General features: G+C 42.1%; 26 protein-coding genes. All 26 read left to right on the forward strand.

Annotated elements, in window-relative coordinates; genetic code table 11:
- The first annotated feature begins 11 nt into the window (after window positions 1-11).
- The 26 genes from ACPT8Q_RS07805 (at window position 12) to ACPT8Q_RS07930 (ending at window position 11795) form a co-directional block, all read left to right on the forward strand.
- Complete coding sequence (locus ACPT8Q_RS07805) at window positions 12-1991, forward strand: Mu transposase C-terminal domain-containing protein (protein WP_061671372.1); 1980 nt, start codon at window positions 12-14, stop codon at window positions 1989-1991.
- 3 nt (window positions 1992-1994) lie between these two features.
- Window positions 1995-2201, forward strand: a complete 207-nt coding sequence (locus tag ACPT8Q_RS07810; protein WP_061671371.1) for a hypothetical protein — start codon at window positions 1995-1997, stop codon at window positions 2199-2201.
- Window positions 2198-3073, forward strand: coding sequence for an AAA family ATPase (locus ACPT8Q_RS07815; RefSeq protein WP_061671370.1), 876 nt, complete (start codon window positions 2198-2200; stop codon window positions 3071-3073). Before ACPT8Q_RS07810 ends, ACPT8Q_RS07815 begins: the two co-directional genes overlap by 4 nt.
- A gap of 16 nt (window positions 3074-3089) precedes the next feature.
- Window positions 3090-3302 carry a hypothetical protein gene (locus ACPT8Q_RS07820; protein ID WP_061671369.1) on the forward strand — a complete coding sequence of 71 codons (213 nt, stop codon included), beginning with the start codon at window positions 3090-3092 and terminating at the stop codon, window positions 3300-3302.
- Window positions 3303-3311: 9 nt separating this feature from the next.
- Window positions 3312-3503, forward strand: a complete 192-nt coding sequence (locus ACPT8Q_RS07825) for a hypothetical protein (RefSeq protein ID WP_061671368.1) — start codon at window positions 3312-3314, stop codon at window positions 3501-3503.
- A 2-nt stretch (window positions 3504-3505) separates the two neighbouring features.
- Entirely contained in the window at window positions 3506-4123 is a 618-nt protein-coding gene (locus ACPT8Q_RS07830) for a DUF3164 family protein (protein WP_061671367.1), read from the forward strand.
- Between the two features lie 108 nt (window positions 4124-4231).
- Window positions 4232-4441 (forward strand): ANR family transcriptional regulator, encoded by a 210-nt coding sequence (locus tag ACPT8Q_RS07835; RefSeq protein WP_061671366.1) that lies wholly within the window; start codon window positions 4232-4234, stop codon window positions 4439-4441.
- Window positions 4434-4598 (forward strand): hypothetical protein, encoded by a 165-nt coding sequence (locus ACPT8Q_RS07840; RefSeq protein WP_171970181.1) that lies wholly within the window; start codon window positions 4434-4436, stop codon window positions 4596-4598. Before ACPT8Q_RS07835 ends, ACPT8Q_RS07840 begins: the two co-directional genes overlap by 8 nt.
- On the forward strand, window positions 4595-4876 hold the full coding sequence (locus tag ACPT8Q_RS07845) for a hypothetical protein (RefSeq protein WP_061671365.1): 282 nt from the start codon (window positions 4595-4597) through the stop codon (window positions 4874-4876). Before ACPT8Q_RS07840 ends, ACPT8Q_RS07845 begins: the two co-directional genes overlap by 4 nt.
- Window positions 4873-5040, forward strand: coding sequence for a hypothetical protein (locus ACPT8Q_RS07850; RefSeq protein WP_171970182.1), 168 nt, complete (start codon window positions 4873-4875; stop codon window positions 5038-5040). The genes ACPT8Q_RS07845 and ACPT8Q_RS07850 overlap by 4 nt, the downstream gene beginning before the upstream one ends.
- A gap of 5 nt (window positions 5041-5045) precedes the next feature.
- The gene (locus tag ACPT8Q_RS07855; RefSeq protein ID WP_061671389.1) at window positions 5046-5420 is read left to right on the forward strand and encodes a hypothetical protein; all 375 of its coding nucleotides are present in this window, start codon (window positions 5046-5048) and stop codon (window positions 5418-5420) included.
- Window positions 5421-5431: 11 nt separating this feature from the next.
- Window positions 5432-5764, forward strand: a complete 333-nt coding sequence (locus ACPT8Q_RS07860; protein ID WP_061671364.1) for a hypothetical protein — start codon at window positions 5432-5434, stop codon at window positions 5762-5764.
- Window positions 5757-5999: a DUF551 domain-containing protein gene (locus ACPT8Q_RS07865; protein ID WP_061671363.1), complete on the forward strand. Its 243-nt coding sequence runs from the start codon at window positions 5757-5759 to the stop codon at window positions 5997-5999. Before ACPT8Q_RS07860 ends, ACPT8Q_RS07865 begins: the two co-directional genes overlap by 8 nt.
- Window positions 6000-6008: 9 nt before the next feature.
- On the forward strand, window positions 6009-6305 hold the full coding sequence (locus tag ACPT8Q_RS07870; RefSeq protein WP_061671362.1) for a hypothetical protein: 297 nt from the start codon (window positions 6009-6011) through the stop codon (window positions 6303-6305).
- Window positions 6306-6417: 112 nt separating this feature from the next.
- Window positions 6418-6792, forward strand: a complete 375-nt coding sequence (locus ACPT8Q_RS07875) for a hypothetical protein (RefSeq protein ID WP_061671361.1) — start codon at window positions 6418-6420, stop codon at window positions 6790-6792.
- Between the two features lie 3 nt (window positions 6793-6795).
- On the forward strand, window positions 6796-7107 hold the full coding sequence (locus tag ACPT8Q_RS07880) for a hypothetical protein (protein WP_061671360.1): 312 nt from the start codon (window positions 6796-6798) through the stop codon (window positions 7105-7107).
- A 106-nt stretch (window positions 7108-7213) separates the two neighbouring features.
- Entirely contained in the window at window positions 7214-7765 is a 552-nt protein-coding gene (locus tag ACPT8Q_RS07885; protein ID WP_061671359.1) for a hypothetical protein, read from the forward strand.
- Window positions 7746-8162 (forward strand): gp16 family protein, encoded by a 417-nt coding sequence (locus ACPT8Q_RS07890; RefSeq protein ID WP_061671358.1) that lies wholly within the window; start codon window positions 7746-7748, stop codon window positions 8160-8162. Before ACPT8Q_RS07885 ends, ACPT8Q_RS07890 begins: the two co-directional genes overlap by 20 nt.
- Before the next feature lie 66 nt (window positions 8163-8228).
- On the forward strand, window positions 8229-8573 hold the full coding sequence (locus ACPT8Q_RS07895; protein ID WP_061671357.1) for a hypothetical protein: 345 nt from the start codon (window positions 8229-8231) through the stop codon (window positions 8571-8573).
- Between the two features lie 509 nt (window positions 8574-9082).
- Complete coding sequence (locus ACPT8Q_RS07900; protein ID WP_061671356.1) at window positions 9083-9301, forward strand: hypothetical protein; 219 nt, start codon at window positions 9083-9085, stop codon at window positions 9299-9301.
- Window positions 9302-9414: 113 nt separating this feature from the next.
- Window positions 9415-9840 carry a Mor transcription activator family protein gene (locus tag ACPT8Q_RS07905; RefSeq protein ID WP_061671355.1) on the forward strand — a complete coding sequence of 142 codons (426 nt, stop codon included), beginning with the start codon at window positions 9415-9417 and terminating at the stop codon, window positions 9838-9840.
- A 95-nt stretch (window positions 9841-9935) separates the two neighbouring features.
- Entirely contained in the window at window positions 9936-10439 is a 504-nt protein-coding gene (locus ACPT8Q_RS07910; protein WP_061671354.1) for a glycoside hydrolase family 108 protein, read from the forward strand.
- A 168-nt stretch (window positions 10440-10607) separates the two neighbouring features.
- Window positions 10608-10901: a DUF2644 domain-containing protein gene (locus ACPT8Q_RS07915; RefSeq protein ID WP_061671353.1), complete on the forward strand. Its 294-nt coding sequence runs from the start codon at window positions 10608-10610 to the stop codon at window positions 10899-10901.
- Between the two features lie 8 nt (window positions 10902-10909).
- Complete coding sequence (locus ACPT8Q_RS07920; RefSeq protein ID WP_061671352.1) at window positions 10910-11161, forward strand: DUF2681 domain-containing protein; 252 nt, start codon at window positions 10910-10912, stop codon at window positions 11159-11161.
- 11 nt (window positions 11162-11172) lie between these two features.
- The gene (locus ACPT8Q_RS07925) at window positions 11173-11529 is read left to right on the forward strand and encodes a hypothetical protein (RefSeq protein ID WP_230304880.1); all 357 of its coding nucleotides are present in this window, start codon (window positions 11173-11175) and stop codon (window positions 11527-11529) included.
- Window positions 11529-11795, forward strand: coding sequence for a hypothetical protein (locus tag ACPT8Q_RS07930; RefSeq protein WP_061671351.1), 267 nt, complete (start codon window positions 11529-11531; stop codon window positions 11793-11795). The genes ACPT8Q_RS07925 and ACPT8Q_RS07930 overlap by 1 nt, the downstream gene beginning before the upstream one ends.

The following is an 11795-nucleotide window of genomic DNA, read 5'->3' on the forward strand; positions in this document are numbered from 1 at the left end:
AAGGAACATTTATGGTTGGTCTAGAGTTAAAAACACATTATTCAGTTTATGAATATGCCGAATTCGGAGTATCTGGTTTGCCAAAAGCACCTAAAAATATCCAGGCATTTTTTGAACGAAATAAATGCAAGGCTAGAAAGCGTCAAGGGCGAGGCGGTGGAGTTGAATATGAATTAGCTAGTTTGCCAATGGATCTTCAAACCGAAATTAGAAATAAATTCGCCGAAGTGGTTGTTGCAACAAAACCAAAACAACTCCCAACGGTTAAAAATCTGAACCTTGCCGACCTCACCACCAAACAGCGCGAAATCGCTGACGCACGCATGGCTTTAGTGGCTTATGTAGGCGAGTTGGAACAGGTGCAAAGCCGCATCAAAGCCATTACCCACCTATGCAATGCGGCAAAGTGCGGTGAAATTTCGGCGGATTTGATGGCGTTAGTCTCCAAGGCTAACAGCAAAAATGGCAATAACTGCGGCCGTGTGTTATCACCAAGAACCCTGAATCAGTGGGTGATTGATTATCACAAATGCAAAACAGCGGAAGAAAGATTGCGTGCGTTGGCACCGGGTCAACGCCAGGCGCAAAAGTTGGAAGAATTGGCGTGGTTGCCTGATTTTTTGGTGGTTTATCGCAACACCAATGGCGTGAATGTCACCGAGGCTTACGCAATTTTTAAAGCGCACTGGCAGGCGCACTATGCTGACCAGCCATTAATGATGGCACGTTTGCCAAGCCTTGACAGAGTGCGTCGCGGATTATCCAAACTGCCACGCCACATTCGCGAAATTGGTCGTAAAACAGGTGCAAGCCTGCGCGCCTTAAACACTTACGTTAAGCGCGATTGGTCGGTGTTAAAAGCGAATGATGTGTGGGTGGGTGATGGTCACTCCATGAAGATGAAAGTGCAGCATCCTGATCATGGTCGCCCTTTTATCCCTGAATTGACGTTAGTCATGGACGCACCTAGCCGCTTTATCGTTGGTTGGTCGGTCAGTTTGGCGGAAAACGCATTAGCCGTTGCAGACGCTATCCGTAACGGGATTGAGAACCACGGCATACCGGCTATCTATTATTCAGATAACGGTGGCGGTGAAAAGAACTGGACGCTAGATGCGGATATTACAGGGATTTTGCCCCGCTTGGGCATCAATCACCAAACAGGGATTCCGGGCAATCCACAAGGGCGCGGGATTATCGAACGGGTGAACCAAACTTTAGCGATTCGCATTGCACGCCAGTTTGAAACCTATCACGGACGTGGCGCAGACCGCGGCACCGTGCGACAAACCTCCACGGCAGTGATTTCGCTCGATAAAGCAATTCGCCAAGGGCGCACCGAACTGACCAACAAACAACGTTGGGCGGTGGGTAAATTGCCAACCTGGAAACAGTTTATTGATGCGGTGGAAGAAGGGATCCGTTGGTACAACAACGAACATATCCACCGCGAAATCGGTTGCACACCTGCGCAAAAACGCCGTGAGTTATTAGCCGACACTGAGTTGTTATTGATTACCCCGATTGAAGCACGTGATTTATTCCGCCCAAGTGTTTTACGCAAAGCACAACGCGGTTGGGTATCGGTGTTTAACAATGAATATTTTAGCCAAAAATTGCTTGATGTGGACGGAAAAAGCGTACAGGTGGCAATTGATATACATAACCCAAGTGCGGTGATTATTCGAGATGAATCCGGGGCGTTTATTTGTGAAGCGATTTTAGACGGCAACAAGCGTGACGCCTTCCCAATGAGTTATGTGGAAAAAGCACGTAAAGACAGACACCAACGCCGTGCGAAATTGAAACAAGAACAACTGGACGAAATTAATGAGGAATTGAATCCGGTCATCAGTATCGCTCATAACCAAGGCGCAGAGCTATTACACGGATTACGCGCCAAACAAGTCAACCGCTTTGACGAGGACGAAGAAATTGCGTTGTTACCAAGCGAACTTAGAAGACAGCAACGCAAAGTCTCAGGAGGTTAGATTATGAAAAAACGAACTATCACGAAAGTCCACTGCGGACGGGTTGAATACAACAAGAAGCCGCATTTTGCTTACCGGCTCATTGAATGGGAAGGCAAAACGGTTGAAGTGAGACCAGCCCAAGGCTTTTTAGCCGTTTATACATTAAAAGGCAATTTTATCTGCCACGCATCAAGATTAATTACAAACACATTTGGAGCACTAGCATGAAAGAGCAACTCGCAAGATTTATGCAACAAAAAGGGTTAACCCAAACACAAGTGGCGAAAGCTCTCGGCAAATCTAATGCCGTTATTAGCCAGTATTTAAAAGGCATTTACAAAGGCGTAACCAAAGATATTGACGAAGCGGTGGATCGCTTAATCAAACGCGAAAAAGACAAGGTGGTTGAGCGCAATTTTAACAGCGAATTTGTGCCGACTTATGCCGCAGAACGTTGCATTGATGTGGTGCATATCGCTCACGTAGAGGGCGAAATTAGCGTGGTTTATGGCGCAGCAGGCTTGGGCAAAACCAAAGCATTAAAACAGTATGTCAGCCAAAACCCGGAAACGATTTTTATCGAAGTTGAGCCAAGTTGTAGCCCGAAAGTGTTGCTGAAAAACCTCTGCCACCAGTTAGGGCTAAACGAAACCGGTGCAAACCATGAATTGTTTACCCGTATCACTGAAAAATTAGGCGAAGGTCGCTTAATTATTGTGGATGAAGCGGAATTATTAAGCACCAAAAGCCTGGAATATATCCGCCGAATCCATGACTTGACAGGTTGTGGTGTAGTGCTTGCCGGTATGCCTCGTCTGTTAGTCAACTTAAAAGGGAAATATGGCGAATTAGCGCAACTTTATAGCCGCGTGGGCTTGGCTTGCGATTTGGGCAACCAATTAAGCGAAGACGATATCCACAAACTGGCAGAAAACGGCTTAGGCACGGACGAATTTAACGACATTTTATTTAAAGCCAGCCACGGCAATGCGCGCCGTTTAACCAAGTTAATGCGCGGTGTGATCCGTGTCGCCGAAATGCACGGCAAACAGATTGACGAGAAGTTAATCAACTCTTACGCCGGCATGTTAATCCATTAATCAAAAGGAGACCCAAATGAGCGAACAAATGAACCGCGTAGCCTATGCGTTAAGACGTGAAGGCGTACAAATCGTCGAAAGCAAAGACGGCCGTTTTCCAAAGATGGTGATTTTAAACCCGAGCCGTCGTTTACAAGAAAAAGGCGTGCAAATGACTACGTTTAAAAACGGGGTACATATTGTGCGAAACGTGGCAAATGAACAAGGCGTTATGGTCTATTGGGCTTAAGGGGGAGAGGTGCCTAAATATCGTCAAATCTACGCCGTATATCGCGGAGAAGAGAATCTAGGCGACGGCACGGCGGAAGAACTAGCAAAGAAATTTAATATTAGAAAAAAAACACTGTATGCGATGGGGTCAGAAGCGATCCTAAAGCGTAACAAAGGCAACAGATTGATTGTAATCAAATTAGATAAAGAAGAGGTTTAAACATGAAAGTGATGATTGAAGGTAAAGAATATTGGCGTGATGCCAAAGGCAATTTAACGCCAGCTGAGTTGGTGAAAGAAATCGACAAAGCGCGTGATGCGCTTGTGCGTGAATGGGTGGAAAAAGGCGTGTCCTTAAATAAGGAGATGCGCAATTTTAAAGATGGCATTTTCGGCGATATTCAGGCGTTTATTGAACTTTCGGCTGAAAAATACAATGCAAAAGTTGGCGGTAGTAAAGGCAATATCACGCTTTATAGCTACGACGGAAAATACAAAATCCAACGTGCTATTAACGACCATTTACAATTTGATGAGCGTATCCAGGCTGCCAAAGTGTTGATTGATGAGTGCTTGAATGAATGGAGCGAAGGCTCTCGTCCTGAATTAAAAGCGTTAATTGAACGTGCGTTTAATGTGGATAAGGAAGGTAATTTAAATACTTCTCGCATTTTAGGATTGCGTCGAGTTGATATTCAAGATCCACGTTGGCAAAACGCGATGCAGGCAATTAGCGAAAGCGTACAAGTGGTAAGCAGTAAGGCTTATGTGCGCCTTTACGAACGTGTGGGCGAAAGCGATCAGTATGTGCCGATTGCGTTAGATGTGGCGGGGGCTTAAAGCTTATTTAAATGCCCTTTAAATCTCCCCTAACCCCTCTTTACAAAAGAGGGGGACGGGATGAGGGGCATTAGTAATAGGTTTTAATCATTAACTAAGGAGCAATGTATGGAAAAACTACGAACCTATAAAGATTTTAGCACGCTAGCGGTCGAAATGGAGCGTGCTGGTGCATGGGAAACTGCTGAGGCTGCCTGGCAGAGAGCGGCTATTGTTGCTCGAAAAAGCGAAAATGAAGAATGGGCATTAAACCGCCAAAAGATGTGTGCGCATTATGTCAAAAATCCAAGCAGAAGACCGGAGGTGAAGCATGGCTAAGTATGTGGTGCGCTTTTATTGTTTGGTCGAAGCTGTCGTTGAAGCTGAAAGCAATGAGCAAGTATTAGAAATGTGTGATTTAAATGTGTGTGATGTGAATAAATTACCACATACGATTACAGAAATTGATGATGTGGTTGAAGTGGAGGAAGTATGACTGAGCTAACAAAAGATGACTTGCATGTTGGGCATGTTTACTCTGCAAAAAGTCCTAAAGAACACGGTTTTCCTCCGTTATTAGGGGATAGACAAATACTATGGAAGGGGCTTATTTATGACAATAAAGAGGGGTTTGTTGATGGTTTGCAATATGATAGCCCATCAGTCAGAAACGGGAGACACTATCCAAAAATCAGCATAACCAAGTTTTTAAAATGGGCCGAGGCTGACATTACAGACACAATGCCGAAAGGTAAATGGAGATATGCGAGATGACGGAACAAGAAAAAGTGCGGTTGGATGAAATATTGCAACAAGCAGCAATGCAGCTTATTAAAGCACAAACCTATCTTCGCACAGGGAAAGCTCAATATGCTGCTGTTTATGTGGAAAATGTACAGAATTTGTTGCCAGGGTTGAGAATGAGATTAGGGAGATGAGTGAAATGGAAGAAAAAAAATATGCAGTAACGTTTGAGTTTAAAGTTGGAGTCAGTGATGACGATTTAACTTTTAATGTCAACACAGAATACCATCAAATGACAGCTTTATATGTTAAGGATGCGATGACTTGTTTGATGTTTAAGTTACCTGAAATTGTGAGAGCGGGTTGGATTGTGCTTGAGGGTATGGACGATAACGTTAAAAGTGGTTTCGAACACAAAATAAAATTAGATTTTTGCACCCAAGATGGGGACGAATGGGAGGTTAGTGCGAAAGTCGAAAATCCTAATGAAACTGGCCGTATGTTGATTGGCTTTATTGAAAAAATTCTTTTGAAGGATCCAGTTATTGACGAGATTCTTCAGCGAGCAAAATAAGGGGGATGAAAATGAGCAATAAAACCGAACCCAAAGTACGTGTAGCGCTTGAAGTCGAAATGTTTGAATCTCAAAGAGATGCCTTAGAGATATCCAGTAAGACAAAAGTACTTGAATACGGAAGAATTACTAGATTTGATTGGGAGGGGGATGTTTTTAATGAGGTGGACACTTATAGACAGTTCTTTGATTTAGTACCCTCTAAATTGATGGTGATTGCAACACAGTATGAATATTTAAAAGATGAAAATTTTACGCTTGAATTGCAATTGGCGATTAAACGAGCTATTACGCCGATTATTAAAGCAAAACGCAAAGCAATTTTGGAGGGGAAAAATGAGTAAAAATAATGGATGGATTAAGTGTTCGGAGAGATTGCCTGAATTATATCATACAGTTTTTAGTGGCATTGTCTCAAAAGATGTACTGCTATATGGCATACCATATAACGACGGCGAAGAAGAAATGAGAGTTTTTATTGGATACATGACAGAAGACAACGAATTTCACACGGATGATATTGGTAAGTGTGATGTTGTTACTCACTGGCAACCACTGCCACAACCACCTATCGACTAAGGATAAAATATGAAATATCAATGGGAATATATCGTTTTTGGTAGCAAAGAGCCAACAGTCGAAGATATAGAGGCGAAGATAAAACAAAGTGAAAGTAAAAAGTATGAAAGCGATCACGATGTTGTTGATAGCCTTGTTGAGCAAATTGTTGAAGAAAATAATTGGGATTGGGAGCTGGAGGAAAATGAAAATATTTATATATCAATCTTTCCGAAAGGAAAACCAGAAGAACAAGAGTTATTTGATGTACATCTTAGTTTGGTTATCCAGGCTACCGCATATCATGAGTGGTCAGGGTTAGATTGATAAAACCCATTTACAGCCCATTCAAATCTCCCCTAGCCCCTCTTTACAAAAGAGGGGGATAAATTAGATGAAGTGGGCTGAATAATGTGTTTTCAATTAATAAGGAGGAAAAATGCAGACAAAAATCATTCAATGGTTGGCAGATGATGAAGATGTCGGGTTAAGTAGTAAATGTATGGCGTTTGTGATTGGTTTTGATGTGATACCAAGACGTAAAAGTTATCCGTTTGATCCGAGCGATTTATCTCGTTGCGTGAAGTTATTAGAACGAGTACCGAAAATGCGAGATTATCTTTATAAGATGAAAGAGATTTCCCCGATTTGGGCAAAACTGGTGGAACATTGGGATGAGTTAGAGTGTTTACTCAACGAAGAAAAAGGTTCCGGCAGATGCCCTAAAACATACCAATTAATGAAAAAACTTACTGAAGACGATCAAAATGTTGTATTTCGTCACGGTGGGTTTTCCATTCGAATGGGGGAATAAATTATGGATATCGAATACGAATGGTTACTTATTGATGATCTAGATGACGAAGAACCAGAAAAAGAAGAAGTAGAGAAAATCATTAAAGATAGCGAGTGGTTAGAATTTGACCGAAAAAAACGACCATTTTATTTAGAATCAAGTGTCGCCGAAGAGTTATTTATGCGTAATTATAGCAAATGGGAGTGTTATGAAGAAGATCAATATGTTTTTCTCGCCATCAGAGAACAAGGGAGTGAACGGTACTCAATTTTCCGTGTGAGCTCATGGTATCGGTTAGCACCTAAGGTTAACGAAATTTGTTTTGATGACTAAAACCCATTTACAGCCCATTCAAATCTCCCCTAACCCCTCTTTACTAAAGAGGGGGATTATTTAAGTGGGCTGAGTAATGTGTTTTAAGTTTAAAGGAGTTTTAAAAGTGAAATTATGTCGTTGCCCGGTTTGCCATAGTGACATCCACTTGGATGCGCTGTTGGAAGATGATGCGGGGCGTGAGATGTTGGGGATTATCACCAATTTACGCGGCGACAATGCCCGTGCATTGGTGAGTTATATTGCCCTATTTAGACCTGAAAAATCCGCGTTATCCAACTCAAGAGCATTGAAATTAATGCAAGAAGTGTTGGAGATGTATCAGCCGAGTCCGTTGTTGTCCCATGCTCTCACTGAAACTGTCAGTGGCGTGATGAAAAACCGCCGAGAAACCCGAAATGTGGTGGCATTAACTAATCATAACTACCTTAAAAAGGTATATGAAGGGGCTAAACCCTTGTTTGCCGTGGTGCGCAATGAGCAAGGCCAAAATGCGGTTAAAAATTCGGAGAAATTGGCAGAAGACAAGCGTACAGATGCTATCCAATACATTGAACGCTATGCAGTAATTGGAAAATTAGAATATGTTGAGAAAACACCAGAATATCTAATATGGAAAGCATGGAAAGAGGAACAAAATGCAACCACAAACCCGTAAACAGATGATCCAAAAGATCCACATCGGCAAAGGCATGCTTAAAATGACCGACGACCAATATAAACGCTTTTTGTTGGACACGGTAGATAAACATAGTTGCACCGTAATGACAGATGCCGAATTGATGCAAGTATTGCGCGCCATAAAAGCAAAAGGCGTGGTGTTTAGTGTGAAAAATGCGCCAAAACGTCCCGCACCAAGGGCGGATAAAGCGAAATATATGGCAAAAATAACCATACTTTTAACGGAATACGGCCTGCCACAGAGTTATGCAGACGGCATGGCGAAAAAAGCATTTAACATAGATTTCGTGCATTGGTTGGAGGTGTGGCAGTTGAAAAAAGTGGTGCAAATGTTGGCGGTGTATGACCGAAGAAAACAGAATGTTAAAAATTAGTTGCATAACAACAAATTAAGCGTAAATTAAAGGCTCCTATGGAGCCTTTTTTATTGGAGAAAAATAATGAAAAAACTATTAATTGCTATGGTATGTGGCTTAATTTCTGTTTCGGCCTTTTCAATGACAGATAAAGCCAAAGGAGAACTAAATAAAGCCTTACAGGGAAATTATCAAGCATTACGAAATGTTGCGTTTTCAATGAAAGATGGATCTTTCGGACACGATCATAATCCGATTGCAGGCTGTGCATTACGTAAAATAACATTAATTGTGGCACAAAATGAAACTGACACCAGCGATTATGGTAATGAATATGTAGATTGCAAAGCATTGTCGCCAGATGAATCCGAAAAAGCATGGAAGATGACATTGCAGCTACTGCCACAAGTATTGCAATTAAAAGAATAAAGCCGTAAATAATTATTCAGCCTCAGCGATCAAGTTGGGGCTTTTTTATATCCTGAAACGTTCAGGAACGAACAAATATAAACAAATAAGGATAAATATGAACGTATAACCGCCTAAAACGGGTCAAATTTACGTTTTATTTTAAATTAGTATAAAAGATTGGGATCCGTGGAAAAGTCGCTATACGGGCTTTATATTGGATAATTTGATCAAAAACAATAACTTACACTTGCTTTTGTTTAAAAAAGGATCTAATATAACAATATCTAGTTTGTGTATTTGTTTTATACCACTAGATATAGGGAAGCCCAACCAGTTTGAGCTGATTGGGCTTAATACTTCGGGATCACATTCTCACGACCAATGACCATGTGATTCCATTTAACACAAGACCCCTTGTATATAAACACAGGGTTGTATAAATTTTTCTTGACTTTCTAAAAGTCGAGTAAGATTTTACGTAAAAAGCTGGTTTGTTTCAAGGGGTTTTTCCATTTATAGGTAAAACCATGGAAAAAACATCCGTAAAAACACTGGAAAAAACATCCGTAAAAACACTGGGAAAAACACCCGTACTTGATGATATTGAAGGCTTTACACGTTGTGAAGCACGCTATACCCGTAACAAGGATAAGAGCGAACGACGTTTAATTTATGCCAAAGATTATGGTCGAAAATACTGGATTTTTCCTAAAAAATCAAAAAAACCGAAAACGACAAAACATTAATTCCAAATCCCGCCCCGCGCGGGATTTTTTTATCATATTTTTAGGTGTAGAAACCTGCTTTTTGAAATTTACGTGTGATAATTCGCCCAAAATGGTCATATAGGGGGAATTTTATGCAGTCTAAGTTTGAAAGTGTCGCCGACTATCTGCCTGAAATTGTATTGGAAATGGTGGAACTAGTTGGGTTTACGGATGTAGAGAAGATTATTAATCAATTTGGTGGGGCGACATTCCGTTTTACCGACGGAGCAGTGTATTTCCCGCGACTAAAAGCACTCATCGGGCTTGAAAGTGCGGTCAAATTGCGTCATTATTTTCAGGCGGAGGAAGTGTATATTCCGCGTTGTGAAGTCGCCCTGCGTTTGTTACGCAACGAGCGCCTAAAAGCGGATTTTGACTACATCACGCAAACCGAAAAGAAAAGCGGACGCACGGCAATGTTAGAGCTTTGCCCGAAATATCGTCTTTCCGACCGCCAAGCGTGGGAGATTGTGCGCACGCAACAAACTCCGCAATATCAACAAGCCGCCTTATTTTAGAATTACAGGGTGTGTGGAACTGTCTCCTCCACCCATTCGACCCCATTTAACACAGAATACCCTCAATCATATCAACGATTGAGGGTATTTTTTTTATGTCTTTATCTTTCAAACAAATTTTTGACCGGCTTATCGGGCATGAGGGCGGTTACGTCGATGATCCACGTGACCCGGGCGGCGAAACAAACTGGGGTGTCACTAAACGCACCGCGCAGGCGAATGGCTATACCGGCAACATGAAAACCATGACGCGCCAACAAGCCTATGAAATCTATTACCGCGCATTTTGGTTACGTTACAACTGTGAGCAAATGCCTGATGCCGTTGCCTATCAATTTTTTGATGCGGCGGTGAATCACGGGTTTGGCAATGCGAGCCGTATGTTACAGCGCGCAGTTGGTGTGTTAGATGACGGCATTATTGGTAAATACTCTCTAGAGGCCATCAATCGCAATCCAATCTCTGACACGTTGATGGTGTTAAACGGCGAACGCCTTAATTTTTACACCCGATTAAAGAACTTTGACCGATATGGCAAAGGTTGGGTGAATCGTGTGGCACAAAACTTGAGATATGGAGCACAAGACAATGAAGTTTAGTTTTAAAAACATTTTTAATCTGTTTAGCCGGGTATTTAAACGCTTTAACCCGAAGATTTATCAGTATAAGAAACGTCCGAAAAAATACAGCAAGAATGCGTGGAGTTATATTGCAAAAGGCAAAGCCACGCCTGCCACTGCGTTATATGCGTATATCGGAGCATTATGATGCGTAAATTTTTTGAGTTATTTACTAATGATAATGGGCGCGCCAGTACTACAGGCTTTATTCAGTTTTTTGGATTTTTAGTGCTTGCCGGTGTGCTTGTGTATTCGGTCTATCTCGGTCGTGACAATGCGACCGATCTCTATTTGTATTTTGCGTTTTTCTGTGGCGGGTCGGCAGCAACAAAAGGCGCAGTGATGGCATATCAGTCCAAAAACAAACGCAATAACAATCAAAACTATCAACCACGGCAACGTCAAGATGACGATGACGGGTATCAAAGACCAGGCTTATGAGGTTAAAAATGAATCTATTACATATTGCTATGACTGCTCTTAGCTCTGCCATTTTGTTGTTGTGGGTAATGTGGCGTCGGGCAAAAGCTAAAACGGCTAATTTAGAGCAAGCTAAAAAACAACTCGAAACACAAAATCAAGTGTTACAAACCCGTGTGAATAACCAAAAGGAACGCAGAAAAAATGAAGAAAACGCTCATAGCAGTACTCGTGACGAGCTTATTGACAGCATGCGGAAATCAAACGACTTGCGTGATTAATACGGCGTGCGATGGCTTTGGCAAAATCTATGCCAGCCGTCAAGACACGACCGAAACACTACGCCAAATTAAAGCGCACAACGACACATGGCGGGCAATCTGTGGGGGCGAGAATGGAACTACACATTAACGGCATCATGGTGTTTAACGCGTTAGTGTCCATTGCGGTATTTTTTATCGGTCTTTGGTTTAAACGGTTAGATGGTGAGTTTAAGCAATTACATGATGAGGTTGACCAAGTGAAACGGGATTATCTCTCAAAAGAAGTGGCCGGCATCGTCAACAAAAACGTGATGGAAAAACTAGACGCCATCACCAAGCAGCTAAACTCTATTACTGAAAAACTCGACAGAAAGGCGGATAAATAATGTCGGCAAGAGAACGTAAACGGTTAGAACACGAAGCAGAACAAGCACTAACCAATCAAAAACTAGATGAAATTTTGAATTTAACACGTGAAGTAAACCGCAAAATCGACCGATTGGACGACCGTGTGGACGACATCGACACCCGATTGGAAATGCTTGAAGCGCGTATGGATAAATTGGGTATTAAGTCCGTGATGGCGGGCGGTTTAGGCGGTTTGGTGGTATCGGTTGGCTTTGAGCTCATCAAAGCGAAATTCGGGGGCTGA

The sequence above is a fragment of the Haemophilus sp. HN_Hi10 genome (assembly GCF_049821985.1).
Taxonomy (GTDB): Bacteria; Pseudomonadota; Gammaproteobacteria; order Enterobacterales; family Pasteurellaceae; genus Haemophilus; species Haemophilus influenzae_D.